The organism is Candidatus Eisenbacteria bacterium, from assembly GCA_016930695.1.
Classification (GTDB): domain Bacteria; phylum Orphanbacterota; class Orphanbacteria; order Orphanbacterales; family Orphanbacteraceae; genus JAFGGD01.
The window spans coordinates 91,065-106,831 of sequence record JAFGGD010000012.1 but is presented as its reverse complement, the minus strand read 5'-3'; the positions used below and the strand labels follow the sequence as shown (position 1 = coordinate 106,831).

Here is a 15,767-nt window from a genome sequence, read left to right as displayed (position 1 = left end):
TCTCCCTTCGGGGCACGGTCCGGATGCTTCCGCATCCTCCCTCTTCTCGCTCGCCGACCCACCTCCGCCCGCCCCGATAAGCTCGACTGGCTTTGTATAACCTCGACGGAGGCGGGCTCCGGTGGGTGCCCGGCGAGTCGAGACGGCCCCGAGAGGGAGACCGGCGGCGGAAGGTGGGGGCCCCCGTCCCGCCCCTTCTCCTCGAAGAATCACGCCGTCCGTCCGGGGAGGAGCGCAAGGAGTGTCGTCCGTTCGGTATAGGATTCTCTTTGCGCGAACGGAATGAGTGAGGAAGTACCCGGCGCCGGTCTGTGCGGGGGAGATCCGGGGAATCCGCTTTACGGCTCGAATGGACCTGAAACGTTGGTTCCCATTCTCTTGAGGATCTCCGCTCGAGCGCGGCTTTCCTCGAAGGGAACCTTTCCATCGATAGCGAACGCTTCGACGCCGCTCCTTTCCTGGTAGCAATAGACCCCGATCCGGTGAAAGGGGATCGATTCCAGGAAGAGGCGGGTCTTTTCCAGGTCCTCCATCGTCTCCCCGGGAAAACCGACGAGGACATGGGTGGAGACGCGGATGCCCGGCGCGGCGGCGAAGAGTTCCCGGAGCCGATCCGCCAGATCGCCGGCGCGGTATTCCCGCCTCATCTTCTCCAGGATGCGGTCGCTCCCGGACTGAACCGGGAGGATGATCGTCTCGAAACGATCGGTGTGATCGCGGAAAAGAGGGAGGAGCCGGTCGAACATCGACAGGAAATGCGCCGGGTTCAGATCGTTCACCAAGATTCCGTATTCCCCCGGTTCGGCGAGAAGTCTTTCTAATAGCGCGGCGAGGTCGGTGCCGAGGTCGAAGCCGTAGCATCCCGTGTCCTCGGCGATCAGCACGAAGCGCCGGCGTCCGGCGTCGAGCCCCTTCCGGAACTCGGCGAGGATCTTCTCCGGCGGTTTGCTCCGCAGGGGGCCGGCGCCGATACGGATGGCGCAGTAGGAACAGCGTCCGCGGCAGCCCGTGGCGATGCGGATGAGGAAGGCGTCGCCGCCGAAGAGGGAGACCGGGCGGCGTGGCTCGGCGGCGCTCCGGCGGGCGGCGCGGGCGATCCGGCGGCCGAGGCGGGCGCGCCTCGATTCCGGGGGGCGGTCGCCGGGTGTGAGAGGCTCCAGATCGCGCACCGAGCGGGGGACGTTCGCGTCGGGGATCGCCGCCCATGGAATCCTTGCGCCGATGATGCCGTCCAGACGTTCCAACTCCTCCGGAAGGATCTCGTGATACCCGCTCGCGTGGAGCGCCTCCGGATGGATCCGGAGGAGGCACCCGGTCGCCACCAGCTCGGCGTCCGGCTTTCTCTCCAACCGGAAACGCTCGAGCGTTCGGAGTGAGCGGTCTTCACTGCTCGGGAATCCGCCGCAGGTGTAGACGAGGAGAAGATCGGCGTTCTCCGGCTCCTCCGCCGGTTTCCAGCCGTTCGCTTCGAGATAAAGGACGGCGCGGCCCGCGTCCAAGGTTCGCCTCGGGCAGCCGCGTCTCGCCGTGATGTAGAACCGTTTCGCCATCTTTCGCTCCGCGAGGCGGCGCGCCGGATTGCCCCGCTTTCCCGTCTATTCCTAGGATCGGCGGGAACACCCTTTCCGTGGACGAGAATAGGGAGAAGCGGGGGGAGCGGTCGTCAGATCCAGCGACGGACCCGCCGCCGGTAGGCGCGCCACTCTTCGCCGAAACGCTCCTCCATCATACTCTCCTCGGCCCGGATGAAGCGGATCTCCATGAGGATTGGAAAGAGGACCGCCGGGAGGAGAGGGGTGAGGGCGCCGAAGAGGATCGCCTCGCCGAGGAGGATCGCCGTCATGCCGAGGTACATGGGATGGCGGCTCGCTGCGAAGACGCCGCCGGTGAGGAGCGCCGATGATTCCTCGAAGGGCTTCACCGTGGTGCCCGCTTTTCGGAAGGCGCCGTCGGCGATCCCGTTCCACGCGACGCCGAAAACGATCGGAAGAATCCCGGTCCATCGCCAGGGCCATCCGAGGAAGCGCGCGCCGGGAAGAAAAAAACCGAGCGCCGCCGCGATCGCCACTGCGCCCCAGAAAAAGACCGGCGGGAGAATCGGTTTCCTTGCAGGCATCATTCGCTCCGTCATTTCCGATAGGGGATCTGTTCGCGCGAGAAGTACTCCCGCGTGAGCGCCCTCACCGTCGGAAGGAGAAAGAGGATCGCGATCAGGTTGGGGAGCGCCATCAAGCCGAGTGCCACGTCCCCGAACCCCCATACGATTTCCAGGGGGAAGACGGCGCCGAGGAAATGCATCGCCAGATAAAGCGCTTTGTACGGCTTCACCCACGCCGGCCCGGCCAAATAGGTGATCGAGCGGTCGCCGTAGTAGGACCAGCTGATCGCCGTGCTGATGCCGAAGAGAAAAACCGCCAGAGTGACGATATAGCGTCCTCCTCCGCCGAGGAAGCCGAGTCCCCTCTCGAAGGCCCAAGAGGTGAGGGGGGAACCGTTCTGCGCCATCTTCCCGCCGAGGCTGAGGTCCGGCGCCTCGGTGTAATCGATCGTCCCCCCCTCGATCGGAAGGGGGCCGGTGAAGGGAAGCCCCGCGCCGTTGAAAAGGACCTCTCCCTCGACGACGGAGTGGTTCCGTACGAAAGCGACCTCGTCGGAGCGCCCGTCGTTGAACCGCGCCTCGCCGGTAAACAGGGCCGCCTCGGGCGTGACGCCGTTTGGCTCGATCGCCGCGCCCAAGCGCACCACCGTGACCGCAGTCTGCGGCGTGAGGGGAACGGTCTCCTCCTTGCGGTCTTTCCAGACGCCGGTGATCAGAATCACCAGGCCGGTGAGGGTGCAGATCAACAGCGTGTCGATGAAGGGGCCGAGCATGGCGACGACCCCTTCGCGCACCGGCTCCTTCGTCTTCGCCGCCGCGTGGGCGATCGGCGCCGATCCCTGCCCCGACTCGTTGGAGAAGAGCCCTCTCTTCACCCCCCAAGTAAGCATGAATATGAAGGCGCCGCCCGCGAAGCCGCCCACCTCGGCCGCCGGTTGGAAGGCGGACCGGACCACCAGGCCGATGGTGGGGATTACGTGCGTGTAGTCGGCGAGGAGCACGAGGAGGGCGCCGGCCACGTAGGTTGCCGCCATGAAGGGAGTGAGACGACTGGTGACCTCGCCGATCCGCCGGATGCCGCCGAGGATGACCAACCCGACGAGCGTGACCATCACCGCGCCGGTCAGATAGGTGGGCACGCCGAGGTCGACGCGGAACTGATCCGCTACGGTGAAGGCCTGTACCGCGTTTCCCTGCCCGAAGCTGCTGACCACCGCGCAGACCGCGAAGAAAACCGCCAGCGGTTTCCAACTTCGCCCGAGCCCCTGCTCGATGTAGTACATCGGCCCGCCCGACGCCTCCCCGTTCGGGAGGATCGCCCGGAAGCGCATCGAGAGGGTGCACTCGGCGAACTTGAGAGCCATGCCGAAAACGGCCGTCACCCACATCCAGAAGAGGGCGCCCGGCCCGCCGTAGTGGATCGCCGTCGCGACTCCGGCGATGTTGCCGATCCCCACCGTGGCCGAGAGGGCGGTCGTGAGCGCTTGGAAGTGAGTGATGTCGCCGGCGTCCTCCGGGTCGTCGTACTTTCCCCGGATCACCTCCACGCCGTGCCGGAACCGCCGGAGTTGGATCCACCCCATGTAAAAGGTCGTGACCAGCCCGGTGCCGAGCAGAAGGAGGACGAGGAGGGGGGCCGTTTCCGGCCACCCCCACACGACGCCGCCCAGACGAGAGATCCAGTCCCGCAAGATGTCCATGCCGTCTCCGCCCGAGCCGCGTGATGGCCCGCCGAAGGTCCGGGTTTCGCTCCCGTCCTAGCGCCCGCGCATCGATTCCAGATAACGGAAGAAGTCCGTGTCCTGGCCCGTGACGAGAAGGGCGTTCTCGCCCAGGGTGGCCTTGTACGCCTCCAGCGTGGCGAGGAACTGGTACAGCTCCGGATCGCGTCCGTAGCTGGCTGCGTAGATGGCTGCCGCCTCGGCGTCCGCGCGGCCCCGGATTTCCTGCGCCTGCCGGTAGGCGTCGGAAACGATTCTCTGCAGCTCCTTCTCCTTCTCGCCGCGGATCTCGGCGCTCCGACCCTGCCCCTCGGAGCGGGACTTGTCGGCGATCCGAAGCCGCTCGCTGATCATTCGATCATAAACTTTTTCGCGCACGTTCTCTATGTAGTTGACCCGCTTGATCCGGAGATCCACCAGCTCGATCCCGTAGGCCGGAGTGACCACGGAAGCCGCCGCGAGGATGCTTCGGCTGATTTTCTCCCGCCCCGTCTCGATCAGGCTGGAGATGGGCGTTTCGCCGAATTCCTCCGTATCGATGTCCAGGGCCATCTCCCGTTTCGAGGCGCGGACCACCTCGATCAGCGGATAGCTGGCGATGGCGTTGCGGGTTTCGCCGTCCAGGATGTCGTCGAGCCTCGACTGGGCGCCCCGTTCGTCCCGCACGCTCTGGAAGAAGAGGAGCGGGTCGGCGATCCGCCAGCGCGCGTAGGTGTCGACCCAGATGTATTTCTTGTCGCTCGTCGGGATCTGGTTGGGCGAGCCGTCCCACTCCAGCCAACGCTTCTCGAAGCGGTTCGCCTTCTGAACGAAGGGGATCTTGAAGTGGAGGCCCGCGTCGACGATCGCGTCGCCCACCGGCTTGCCGAACTGGGTGATGATGACCTGCTCCACCTCGCTCACCACGTAGAGGCCGTTGAAGAGGACGAGAAGCAGGAGAAGCACGACGACGATCAGCGCGTTTCTTCCGGTCTTGCTCATGGCTTCACCTCCTCCTTGCCGAGTGGGAGGAGGGGAAGGATCCCCCGGAGCGACTCGTCGACGATCACCTTCCGTTCCATCCCGGCGAGAATCTCGCGCATCGATTCCACGTAGATGCGTCGCCGCGTGACGTCCGGTGCCTTCCTGTATTCGGTGAGGAGCGCGTCGAACAGCGCCACGTCACCCTTCGCGCGGTTCACCCGGTTCAAGGCGTATCCCTCCGCGGCGAGAATCGTCGCGTGCGCCTCTCCCTCGGCGCGGGGAATCGCCTGGTTGTAGTCCGCCACGGCCTGGTTGATCAGCTTCTCCTTCTCCTGGATCGCTTCGTTCACCTCGTTGAAGGAGGGCTGCACGGGCGCCGGCGGGTTCACGTTCTGCAACACCACCACCTGCACGTCGATTCCCAGCTCATACTGCTCGCAGAGGCGCTGGAGGATCAGCTTGACCTCGTCGGCGACCTCCACGCGGCCGGTGGTGAGCACTTCCGTCACGCTCCGGTCTCCGACGATCTCGCGCATCGCCGCCTCGGAGATGTCGCGGAAGGTCTCCCTCGGCGCGCGGACCCGGAAGAGGAATTGCTCCGCGTCCGAGATCTTGTACTGGACGATCCACTCCACGACGGCGCTGTTCAGGTCGCCGGTGAGCATGAGCGATTCGTCCTCGTAGCCGCGGCGCGCGAACTCGCTCCGCACCCCCGCTTGGGTGGTCCGGAAGCCGAACTCCTCTTTGAGCTGCCTACGCACCGGCACCTTGTAGAGCTTGTCAATGCCGAAGGGCGCCTTGACGTGGAGCCCCGGCTCGCTGGTGCGGCTATATCGGCCGAGCGTGAGAATGACGCCGACCTCCTCCGGTTCGATGGTGTACACGCTGGAGAAGAGGATCGCGAGGAGAACGACCGCCCCGACGAGAAGGCCGATCGTTCGCGCGGGAATTTTGGGAAGCCGGATCTCGGGAAAGGGCTGTCCCTGGTCGGGCATGGAAAACCTCCTGGTCGAGTGGGGACGAGGGGCGCGCGGGCGCGTCGCCACGAGGCGATTCGCAACCACCGGTGCGGCTTGCGATTGCGGACGGACCCCTCGGAAGACGTTAGGCAAGCGCCCCCTTCCTGTCAAGGAACGATTGGGCGGCGAGGGCTTGGCGGCGCGGGCGCGGATCTGTTAGGTTTACCGGCAAAGGTCCGCCAAACGCGAAGGGGAGGAGGCGCCGATGGGGAATCGAACGACGGAGGAGAAACGGGAGTTCCTGCGGTCGCTCCGGCCGCCCGACCTGCACCGGCACTTCGACGGATCGGTCCGTCCGAAAACGCTCTGGGATCTCTCGCAGAAGTACTACTCCGCCATTCCCGGCCTGGGCTACGAGGCGTTCCGCGGCAAGCTGACCTATGATCCGGAGACCGACCGGGACCTGCTCGACTACCTGGGCAAGTTCGATATCCCCCTCCAGTACACGCAGTTCTACGACAACATCCAGACCATCGCGGAGCAGATCGGCCGGGACGCCTACGCCGAGGGAATCCGCACGCTGGAGGTGCGGATCAATCCGATCATCCACCAGCGTGCGGGGCTGACCTCGCGCCAGGTGCTCTCGGCGGTCCGGAAGGGGCTGCGGGAGGTGATGCGCGCCCACGAGGATTTCCGGGCCGGGGTCGTGGCGATCGCCATGCGGAATCACGGCGGCAACATGGCGAAGATTCTTCTGCGGAGTCTGACCGGCGAGATCGATCGCTTTCACAGGGACCTCGGCGTGGTCGCCTTCGACATCGCGGGCGCGGAGAAACCCTTTCCGCCGATCCTTTTCGTCGAGCCGTATCGCCTCGCCGAACAGATGGGTCTCCGTAAAACGGTGCACGTCGGCGAGGACGAGGGGGTGGAGCGCGTTTGGGAGGCGGTGGACCTCCTCGCGCCGCAGCGGATCGGCCACGCCGTGAGCGCCGCCGCCGATCCGCGCCTCCTGAAGCGCCTCGCCGACGAGAAGATCGCCGTCGAGGTCTGCCTGACGTCGAACCTGCAGACCGGCGCGGTGGAGCGATTGGAGGACCATCCCCTCCCGCGTTTTCTCGAGGCGGGGATCCGTTGCGCCCTCTGCACCGACAATCCGACCGTCTCCCGGACCGACATTCTCCGGGAATACGCCGTTGCTCAGGATACTTTCGGCTTTTCCGACGACGACATGGCGCGGCTCGCCCGGATGGCGGAAGAAGCGACCTTCATCGTTCCTCTCCCGCGTGGGGAGTGAGGGGGGTTCGCGGCGAAAAAGAGGGCGCCCCCGCGGTCGGAGGCGCCCCCTGCCCGATTCCCGCCCTGCGCGGCGGCCTAGCGGATCTCCTCCAGTAAGTAGCGGACCGCCGCCTCGAGCTGGGCGTCCCGCCCGGCGGCGCGCTCCTCCGGCACCGCGTACGCCGGAACGTCCGGCGCGGCGCCGGTGTTCTCCAGGTTCGTCCCGTCCAGACCGAACCAACCGCTCCCGGGGATGCGGAACCATGTCCCGTCCACGAGCTGCACGTCGTGCGTGCCGATCACGGCGCCGTAGGTGTTGGTTCCCACCAGCGCGCCGAGGCCCATTTCCTTGAAAGCCCAGGGGAAGATCTCGCCGTCCGAGTAGCTTCTCTCGTTGATCACGCAAGCCACCGGCCGGTTCCACATTTCATGAGGATTGAAGTTTTCTTCCCGGCCCCGGGAACGCTCCACCGCGTAGGGGCGGCGCTGCAGGATGGTGATCAGCTCGTCGTGGGTGGAGCCGCCGTTGTTGTAGCGCACGTCCAGAACGAGGGCTTCCTTGTCCCCGGCATAGGCCCAAAGCTCCTTGCGGAAGCGGTGCATTTCGCCGGCGCCCATCGCGCTCACGTGGACGTAACCGATCCGGCCGCCGGAGAGGCGCTCCACCATCGCCCGGTTCTCGTCCTCCCATTGGCGGGAGAGGAGACCATTGAGGGCGCCGGAGCCGATCGGCGTGATCGTCACCTCGCGGCGGTTCTTGCCGCGGCCGTCATCGGCCACGATCAGGTCCGTCTTTTTGCCGATGGTGTGGTTCAGAAGGGCGTACCAGCCGGCGTTCCCGATCGTTTCGCCGTTCACCTCCAGGATGTACTCGCCGGGACGGACGCGGCTCCCCTCGCGATCCGTCGGGCCGTCCGGCGTCACCGCGGCGACGCGCACGCCGGGGCCGGCGTAGGAGAAATCGGGGAGGATGCCGGTGCGTCCGGTGGCGTCGTCGTCTCCTCCCTTCCCGGGAGGATAGACGCCGAGGTGGGAGGCGGAGAGTTCGCCGATCATCTCGGAGAGGACGTCGGAGAAGTCCTCCACCGTGTAGGCCGCCTTCGCCCGGGGGGCGTACTCCTCGCGGAGCGCTTTCCAATCGACGCCGTGGAAGCGTTCGTCGTAGAAGCCGTCGTAGAGGAGGGACCAGGCTTCGTCGAATTTCTGTCCCGCCTCGAGCGCGCGGTCCACGGTGTATTCCGCCTGGAAGGAAACCGGCTTCGGCCCCGAGGAGACGTCGCCGTCCTCGCTCACGACAGCGCGCAGGATCCGCCCGCCCGCGAGGAACCAAAGGGAGGCGTTGTCGGAGGAGAAAATGATGTTGGACGGCCCGGCGCCGTCGTGAGTGACTCGGGTCAGGCGCTCGCCGTCGTCGGTGGCGAGCCAGAGATCGGCGGAACCGAGGGCGTTCCCCTGAAAGGCGTAGAGCCGTCCGTCGGGCGAGACGGACCAAGGATTGTAGCTTCCGTCGGCGCGGACCACGTCGACGATCCGCGGCGTCACGTCGCCCAGTTCGACGACGATCGTTTCCTCCTCGTCCTCCTCCTTCTCGCCCTCCTCGTCCTTTTTCTTTTCGTCCTTCGTCTTCTCGGCCGCCTCCTCTTCCTCCTCACGGTCGGCGTCGCTCTTCAGCCACTCCTCGCGGGTGAGCCAGAGGTAGCGCATCCAGAGGCTTCCCTGGTCGTCCCGGGTGGCGAAAGCGAGCCGTTTCCCTTCGAATACGAAGGTCGGGTTGTAATCGTCCCGGGGGGAACGGGTGACGTTGAAGGGGACGCCTCCGTCGGCGGGGACGAGCATGACGTCCTCCAGCGAGCCGAGGGTCGACTGAGAATAAGAAACCCAGCGGGAATCGCCGGACCAGTGGAAGGTCTGCACGTCCGGGCCGGGGACGAGGAGTCTCTGCCCCGAGCCGTCGATGTCGGCGATCCAGAGGTAGTTGGCGCCCCGCCGAAAGAGGAGCTTCTTCCCGTCCGGCGAGGGGAGGGGGAACATGTCGTTTTCGTTCGAGTCGATCACCTTCACCGTCTCCCGCTTGCGGGAGCGGGAGAGGCGCTTCTCCTCCTCGTCGGAGGAGCGCACCATCCAAATATCCGTGTCCCCTTCCTCGTCGCTCGCGAAGTAGAGGGCTTCGCCGTCCGGCGCCCAGGCCGCCTCCCGCTCCCGGCCGGCGGTGTCGGTCACCCGTTGAATCCGGTCGGTTCCCTCGCCGTCCTCCAGCTCCATCACGAACACCTCGCCGTGGACGACGAAGGCGAGTTCGGAGCCGTCCGGCGACAGGGTGAACTCGGTGCATCCCGAGCCGCGAACCTTGCGGACGACGCGGTTCCACTTGTCGTCGCTGACGAGGCGGATCGGCACGCGCCGCGCCGCGCCCCCCGCCGCCGGAACGGTCCAAACCTGGTTTTTCCATTCATAAACGATCGTTCGCCCGTCGGCGGAGATGGAGGCGTACTCGATGGAACGCTCCTCGTGGCTCGTGAGCCGCACCGGCGCCCCGGCGGCCCGGGGGGCGCCGGAAGAGAGGCCGAGCGGCTGCTTCCAGATGTTGGCCGCGCCGTCCTCCCGTTCGGAAACGAAGTAAAGCGCGTCGCCGCCCGGAGCCCACATCGGGTAGTCGTCGTCCCCCGCCCAGAGGGTCAGCTTCTCGCTCGGCCCGCCCGCGGCGGCGCGGATCCAGATGTCCCGGCTCGCCTCGCCGCGGTAGTGCTTGCGCCACCAGGGCGTCCAGCCGCGCACCCAGGCGAGCCAGGCGCCGTCCGGCGACATCGCCGCCGAGAGGGAGCGGTCGGCGAGCACCATCTCCGGCACCGGCGTGTTCTCGCGCACCCGGTAGAGCATCCCCCACATGTCCTCCCGCCGGGAGCCGAAGAGAATCCCGGTGGGGCTCCAGTCGGTAAGGGCGTCGTTGGCGGAGTGGTAGGTGAGCCGTTCCGGTCGTCCGCCGCCGGCGTCGATGACGAAGACGTCGTCGTTGCCGTGGCGATCCGAAACGAAGGCGATCCGCGTGCCGTCGGGGGACCAGATCGGACGGTCGTCGTACGCATCGTGAACGGTCACGCGTCGCGCATCGCCCCCTTCGACGGGAACGACCCATATATCGCCCATGGCGCAGAAGGCGATCCGCGAGGCGTCCGGCGAGAGGGAGGGATGGCGCGCGAGAAAGAGATCCGCGCCTCCCTCTTCCGCGGCGGCCGGCGGCGCGGCGGCGAGGAGAAGGAAAAGCGCGAAGAGGAGCGGGAACGGAACGGTGAAACGCTTCATGGTCCGGTCTCCGGTGGAGAGGGATCTCTCTCCGAGAATGGGGTTCACCGGGCGGCGCGGATCCCCGCGGGGAGCGGAGGGAACGCGCCGCCTTTCGAATCGGGACTCCGGTTCGCCTTCACGCTAACGGTCCGATTCGCCCGGCGCAACAAACTTACGACGGACGGAGGGCGGGCCGCCGGCTCTGCGGAATCCCGGATGAACTCCCCCGGGGTGGGCCGGAACGGGGAAGAGGGGTGGGCGCCGGGCGGGCCGCGTGGTGGCCGCGCGGCGCCGTACCCGCTATAATGACGACCGACCCGCCGAAAAGGTTCAGGGGGATTCATCGAGGGGGAACCGACGTGAATGTGCGCGTTCTCTATTTCGGTCCCGCCGCCGACGCGGCGGGCGCTCACGAGGAACCCGTCGACCTGCCCGAGGGGGCGACGCTCGAAACCCTCCGCGGGAGGCTGCTGGAGATTCACCCCGCCCTCGCGCCTCTCGCCTCGTCCCTCCGTTACGCCGTCGGCGGAACCTACGCGCGAGGGGACCCGTCCCTCGAGAGCGGTGTGGAGGTGGCGGTGATCCCGCCGGTCTCCGGGGGCGCGCCGGAGGACCGTGTCCGTTTCGTCGAGGGACCGGTCGACGGAGAGGCGATCGCCGCGCGCGTCGCATCGCCGGAAGCGGGGGCGGTCTGTCTGTTCTTCGGGTCGGCGCGCGCCGAGGAGGGACCGCCGCGGCTCGTCGCGCTGGAGTACGTCGCCTACGAACCGATGGCCACGGAGACGCTCTCCCGCCTGCGCGAAGAGATCATGGACTCCCACGGGCTCCTGGACCTGGCGGTCGCGCACCGGCTCGGGCGCGTCGCCGTCGGGGAGAGGTCCGTGGCGATCGCCGCCGCCGCCCCTCGCCGCGCCGAGGCGTTCGCGGGGTGCCGCGCCTTCCTCGATCGCCTGAAGGAGGAGGCGCCGATCTGGAAGAGGGCGGTCCGGGCGGACGGGAGCGCGGATTGGGTCGGCCAAAAGCCGGAGGAGGAATGATGCCCCGGGAATCGAAGGGGGCCCGCGCGGAGCGGGCGGGACGGATTCTCGAATCGCTTCGGGAGGCCTATCCGAACGCGGATTGCGAACTTCGCCATAAGAGCGCCCTGGAGCTTCTGGTGGCGGTCATCCTCTCCGCCCAGTCCACCGACGCGACCGTGAACAAGGTGACGCCGGCGCTCTTCCGCAAGTACCGGACCGCCCGGGACTACGCGGCCGCGGACGTCGCCGCCTTCGAGGAGGAGATCCGTCCCACCGGCTTCTTCCGCCAAAAGACGAAGAGCGTGATCGGCGCGGCGCGGATGCTGGAGGAGCGCTTCGACGGCCGAGTCCCCGACCGGATGGAGGATCTGATCCTTCTCCCGGGCGTGGCGCGCAAGACCGCCAACGTGGTCCTCGGCACCTGGTTCGGCCGGAACGACGGGATCGCCGTGGACACGCACGTGGGGCGGCTCGCCCACCGCATGAAGCTCACCCGGACGAGCCGGGACGGGAAGGACGCGGTCCGGATCGAGAAGGATCTGATGGAAATCATCCCACGGGATTCCTGGACCTTTTTCAGCCACGCGATGATTCTTCATGGTCGAAGGGTTTGCGCCGCCCGCAAACCGGACTGCGCCGGCTGCTCCATCGCCCCGCATTGCCCCTCCGCCGGCCTCGTCTGAGGCGCGCCGTCCTGCTCGCAGGAAAAGAAAAGGGTCCCCGCCCGCGGGCGGAGACCCCGATCGTCTCGTTTCGTCCGGCGGCGCCGGACCTTTTCCGTCTAGCTCTCCTGCAGAAGCCGGTCCAACTCGTCCACCAGCTCGCCGAGCAGCTTGCAGGTCGCCTCGATCGGCGCCGGGGTGGAGAGGTCGACGCCCGCCTTCTTCAGCAGCTCCACCGGATAGTCGCTGGAGCCGCTCTTCAGGAAGCTCAGGTACGCCTCGAGGGCGCCCTTGTCTCCGTCCAAGATCTTCCGGGAGATCGCCGTCGCCGCGGCGTAGCTGGTGGCGTACTTGTAGACGTAGAAATTCCGGTAGAAGTGGGGAATTCGGCTCCAGCCGATCTGGGCCCACTCCGGATAGGTGATCTCATAGCCGCCGTACTTGTTCAGCAGTTCGCCGTACACCGCGTTCAGCGCGTCCTGGGTGAGGGGCTCGCCCCGCTCGGCCATCTCGTGGGTCACCTTCTCGAACTCGCTGAACATCACCTGGGTGTAGACGGTTCCCAGGATCTGCTTGATGTAGTGGTCGATCAGGTAGGCGCGCTTCCGCTTGTCCTTTTCGTGCTCCAGCAGATAGTGCATGAGGAGCGCCTCGTTGGTGGTGGAGGCGACCTCGGCGACGAAGATGGTGTAGTCCCCGTACACCTGCGGCTGGTTGGAGCTGGTGTAGAAGGTGTGGAGCGAGTGTCCCATCTCGTGGGCGACGGTGAACATGTCGTCCAGCGTGTTCTCGTAGTTGAGAAGCATGTAGGGATGGGGGAGGGAGTACGCTCCCCAGCTGTAGGCGCCGCTCCGCTTGCCCGCGTTCTCGTAGACGTCGATCCAGCTCCCCTCGAAACCGGCCTTCATGTCCTTGAGATACTGCTTGCCGAGCGGCTTCAGGCCCTTCTGGATCGTGGCCACCGCCTCCTCGAAGGGAACCTCCTCGTCCAGCTCGCTGACGATCGGCACGTAGTAGTCCCAGTGATAGAGCGTGTCCAAGCCCATCTCGCGCTTGCGGATCTGGTTGTACTTCTTCACCGCCGCGAAGTTCATGTTGATGGTGTTGATCAAGTTCTCCAGGACATCGACCTTCACGTTGTCCGAATCGAGGGCGCGTTCGGCGCAGGAGCCGTAGTTCCGCGCGCGGGTGTAGAAGAGATCGCGATAGACCACGCCCTGATAGGTGGACGTGGTGCCGTGGATGTAGGTCTCGTAGCCGTCGTAGTAGACGCGGTAGGCGTCGCGGCGCACCCGGCGGTCCGGGTTCTGCAAGTAGGTCATGTAACGCGCCTGGGTCATCTCGACCTCTTCCCCGTTCTCATCGAGAAAGGTGCCGAACTTCATGTCCGCGTCGGTCATCTGCCGGTAGGCGTCGGCGGGCACCGAGGCGACGTCGCCGGCGAGGGAGAGGATCCTCTCCTCCGGCTCGGAGAGCACGTGCTCCTGCGTGCGCCACATGTCGTCGAAGCTCTGCTGGTAGATTTTCAGCCCTTCCGTGTTGTCGAGGAGCGCCTGCAGTTTCTCCCGCGGAATCGCGACCAGCTCCGGTTGGATCCAGGAAGTGGCGGCCGCCATCTGCGTGAGCAGCATCTGCACTTTCTGGGTGTAGTTCTGATAGGCGGACTCGCGCAGGTCTTCGTGCCATTTCAAAACGGCGTAGGAGTAGAGACGCTCGATCAGGCTCTCCAACTCCTCGTTCTTTTTCATGAAGGCGAGAAGCTCTTCGCCCGACTCGCCGAGATGGCCCTTGTAGGTCTCCTCCCAGCCCGTGATCTCGGGGAGCATCGCCTCGAGGCGGGCGTAATCCGCCTCCCAGTCCGCGTCGGTGGCGTAGATGTGGGAGAGGTCCCACTTGTATTGCTCGTCCACGTCGGCGCGCTCCCGCGCTTCCTTGCCCGCCATGGCGAGCGTGGGAACGATCAGCAGCAAGGCCAACGACGCCGCGATGATGCGTGCCTTCCTCGTCATTCGTAACTCCTTCTGTCCGTTGTGGATAGACCGAACCGGGGTTCGGAGACTTCTCCCTGTCCGGGGTGGGCCGAACCTATTTACTCTACCAGTCCTCTCCCCTTCGGGCAAGCGCCGAGAGGATGGGGTGGGGTGGACCGGACCGGCAGATCGGCTCATAATGAGAGCGCGGCTCACGGCGCCGGCGCCCCGGCGGGGCGTCCGAACGCGACAACCTCGAATGCGGAGGAGATCCAATGACCCTGCGGGAACGATACGGTGCCTTTCTGGGGATCGTGAGGGAAATTCACGACCTGGACATGGCGGACATGGTCCTCTCCTGGGACCAGCAGACCTACATGCCGGAGAAGGGAGCGGACGCCAGGGCTTCCCAACTCGCCACGCTGGCCGGCGTCCGGCACGACCGCCTGACCGGCGACGCGATGGCGGAGACGCTCGCCGGACTCGACGAGTCGGAAGGGGGCGGCCTGGACGAGGACGGCCGGGTGAACGTGCGGGAGATCCGCCGGATTCACGAGCGCGAGAGGAAGATTCCCGCCGACCTCGTGCGGGAGATCGCCCGCGTCCAGTCCCTCGCCCAACAGGCCTGGGTCAAGGCGCGCGCCGAAGACGACTGGTCGGCCTTCTCCCCCTGGCTGAAGAAAATTTTGAACCTGAAGCTCCAGACGGCGGACGCCGTCGGCTGGAAGGAATCCCGCCTGGACGCGCTGATCGACGAGTTCGAACCGGGCGCCACCGCCGCCGGAATCGAACGCGTATTCGAGAACCTGAAGAAGGAGTACATCCCCTTCGTGCGGCGTCTTCTGGACGCGGCCGCCGCCGCCTCGCCGCCGGCGGAGTCGAAACCTTTCCCCGTTTCGGCGCAGGAGGCGTTCTGCCGCAGTCTGCTCGACCTGATCCGCTTCGATTCCAAGGCGGGGCGGCTCGACGTCAGCGCCCACCCCTTCACCGCCGGCAACGGGAACGACGTCCGGCTCACGACCCGCTACGACGAGCGGCGGCCGGAGATGGCGATCTTCGGCGTCCTCCACGAGGGGGGGCATGGTCTCTATGAGCAGGGCTTCGATCCGGCTCACGAGGGGACGCCCCGGGCCCAGTCGGTCAGCCTCGGCATTCACGAGTCCCAGTCCCGAACCTGGGAGAACATGGTCGGCCGGAGCCGCCCCTTCTGGGACCACGCCTTCCCGCTTCTTCGCAAGGCTTTCCCGGAAGGGACCGCCGGGATGTCCCCGGAGGAGTGGTACCGGCGGATCAACCGGGTCGAGGCTTCCTGCATCCGCGTCGAGGCGGACGAGGTGACCTACAACCTCCACATCATCCTCCGCTTCGAGCTGGAGAAGGCGATGACGGAGGGGAGGGCGCCGGTCGATGAACTCCCCCGGCTCTGGAACGCCAAGATGGAGGAGTATCTGGGCATCACCCCGCCGGACGACGCGCATGGCGCGCTGCAGGACATCCACTGGGCGATGGGAGCGATCGGCTATTTCCCGACCTACACGCTGGGCAACATCTACGCCGCCCAGTTTTTCCGCGCCGCCCGCCGGGCGATCCCGGACCTGGAGGAACGGATGGCGGCGGGGGATCTCGAGCCCCTGCGGGAGTGGCAACGCCGCGAGATTCACGGCCGCGGTCAGACCTATTCCGCGGAACGTCTCGTGGAAACGGTCACAGGCGAGCCCCTCGACGCGCGGTATCTGATGGAATACCTGAACGGGAAGTACGGGGAGCTGTACGGAGTGTAGACAGAGAGAGCTTTCGGCGTGGCGCGAGCGGGAAAAG

At 66.4% G+C, this 15,767-nt stretch carries 11 protein-coding genes; 4 read left to right on the top strand and 7 right to left on the bottom strand.

What is annotated here, in order from left to right; genetic code table 11:
* Positions 1 to 338: 338 nt before the first annotated feature.
* The 5 genes from JW958_02000 to hflK form a co-directional block, all read right to left on the bottom strand.
* Positions 339 to 1,550, bottom strand: coding sequence for a radical SAM protein (locus JW958_02000; protein MBN1825008.1), 1,212 nt, complete (start codon positions 1,548 to 1,550; stop codon positions 339 to 341).
* A gap of 113 nt (positions 1,551 to 1,663) precedes the next feature.
* Complete coding sequence (locus JW958_01995) at positions 1,664 to 2,119, bottom strand: isoprenylcysteine carboxylmethyltransferase family protein (protein MBN1825007.1); 456 nt, start codon at positions 2,117 to 2,119, stop codon at positions 1,664 to 1,666.
* Between the two features lie 8 nt (positions 2,120 to 2,127).
* Positions 2,128 to 3,798, bottom strand: a complete 1,671-nt coding sequence (locus JW958_01990; GenBank protein ID MBN1825006.1) for an alanine:cation symporter family protein — start codon at positions 3,796 to 3,798, stop codon at positions 2,128 to 2,130.
* 57 nt (positions 3,799 to 3,855) lie between these two features.
* On the bottom strand, positions 3,856 to 4,800 hold the full coding sequence (hflC, locus tag JW958_01985) for a protease modulator HflC (protein ID MBN1825005.1): 945 nt from the start codon (positions 4,798 to 4,800) through the stop codon (positions 3,856 to 3,858).
* Positions 4,797 to 5,777, bottom strand: coding sequence for an FtsH protease activity modulator HflK (hflK, locus tag JW958_01980; GenBank protein ID MBN1825004.1), 981 nt, complete (start codon positions 5,775 to 5,777; stop codon positions 4,797 to 4,799). Before hflK ends, hflC begins: the two co-directional genes overlap by 4 nt.
* 229 nt (positions 5,778 to 6,006) lie before the next feature.
* On the opposite strand from hflK, the gene add reads away from it, so the two are divergent.
* A complete protein-coding gene (gene add / locus JW958_01975; GenBank protein MBN1825003.1) occupies positions 6,007 to 7,035 on the top strand; it encodes an adenosine deaminase in 1,029 nt (342 codons plus the stop codon).
* A 77-nt stretch (positions 7,036 to 7,112) separates the two neighbouring features.
* On the opposite strand, the gene JW958_01970 is transcribed toward add, so the two are convergent.
* Complete coding sequence (locus JW958_01970) at positions 7,113 to 10,316, bottom strand: PD40 domain-containing protein (GenBank protein MBN1825002.1); 3,204 nt, start codon at positions 10,314 to 10,316, stop codon at positions 7,113 to 7,115.
* 341 nt (positions 10,317 to 10,657) lie between these two features.
* Here JW958_01970 and JW958_01965 point away from each other — a divergent pair, with 341 nt between their 5' ends.
* Together JW958_01965 and nth are read left to right on the top strand one after the other, a co-directional pair.
* Positions 10,658 to 11,335 carry a molybdenum cofactor biosynthesis protein MoaE gene (locus tag JW958_01965; protein ID MBN1825001.1) on the top strand — a complete coding sequence of 226 codons (678 nt, stop codon included), beginning with the start codon at positions 10,658 to 10,660 and terminating at the stop codon, positions 11,333 to 11,335.
* Positions 11,332 to 12,000 carry an endonuclease III gene (nth, locus tag JW958_01960; protein ID MBN1825000.1) on the top strand — a complete coding sequence of 223 codons (669 nt, stop codon included), beginning with the start codon at positions 11,332 to 11,334 and terminating at the stop codon, positions 11,998 to 12,000. Before JW958_01965 ends, nth begins: the two co-directional genes overlap by 4 nt.
* A 98-nt stretch (positions 12,001 to 12,098) precedes the next feature.
* Here the strand turns inward: nth and pepF are convergent, their stop codons facing one another.
* Positions 12,099 to 13,988, bottom strand: coding sequence for an oligoendopeptidase F (pepF, locus tag JW958_01955; GenBank protein MBN1824999.1), 1,890 nt, complete (start codon positions 13,986 to 13,988; stop codon positions 12,099 to 12,101).
* Between the two features lie 236 nt (positions 13,989 to 14,224).
* Here pepF and JW958_01950 point away from each other — a divergent pair, with 236 nt between their 5' ends.
* Positions 14,225 to 15,730, top strand: a complete 1,506-nt coding sequence (locus JW958_01950) for a carboxypeptidase M32 (protein MBN1824998.1) — start codon at positions 14,225 to 14,227, stop codon at positions 15,728 to 15,730.
* Positions 15,731 to 15,767: the final 37 nt, after the last annotated feature.

What these genes read in the sequence shown, in the direction of transcription:
- JW958_02000 (MBN1825008.1), bottom strand. Translation starts at nt 1,550, where the DNA reads ATGGCGAAACGGTTCTACATCACGGCGAGACGCGGCTGCCCGAGGCGA.
- JW958_01995 (MBN1825007.1), bottom strand. Translation starts at nt 2,119, where the DNA reads ATGATGCCTGCAAGGAAACCGATTCTCCCGCCGGTCTTTTTCTGGGGC.
- JW958_01990 (MBN1825006.1), bottom strand. Translation starts at nt 3,798, where the DNA reads ATGGACATCTTGCGGGACTGGATCTCTCGTCTGGGCGGCGTCGTGTGG.
- hflC (MBN1825005.1), bottom strand. Translation starts at nt 4,800, where the DNA reads ATGAGCAAGACCGGAAGAAACGCGCTGATCGTCGTCGTGCTTCTCCTG.
- hflK (MBN1825004.1), bottom strand. Translation starts at nt 5,777, where the DNA reads ATGCCCGACCAGGGACAGCCCTTTCCCGAGATCCGGCTTCCCAAAATT.
- add (MBN1825003.1), top strand. Translation starts at nt 6,007, where the DNA reads ATGGGGAATCGAACGACGGAGGAGAAACGGGAGTTCCTGCGGTCGCTC.
- JW958_01970 (MBN1825002.1), bottom strand. Translation starts at nt 10,316, where the DNA reads ATGAAGCGTTTCACCGTTCCGTTCCCGCTCCTCTTCGCGCTTTTCCTT.
- nth (MBN1825000.1), top strand. Translation starts at nt 11,332, where the DNA reads ATGATGCCCCGGGAATCGAAGGGGGCCCGCGCGGAGCGGGCGGGACGG.
- pepF (MBN1824999.1), bottom strand. Translation starts at nt 13,988, where the DNA reads ATGACGAGGAAGGCACGCATCATCGCGGCGTCGTTGGCCTTGCTGCTG.
- JW958_01950 (MBN1824998.1), top strand. Translation starts at nt 14,225, where the DNA reads ATGACCCTGCGGGAACGATACGGTGCCTTTCTGGGGATCGTGAGGGAA.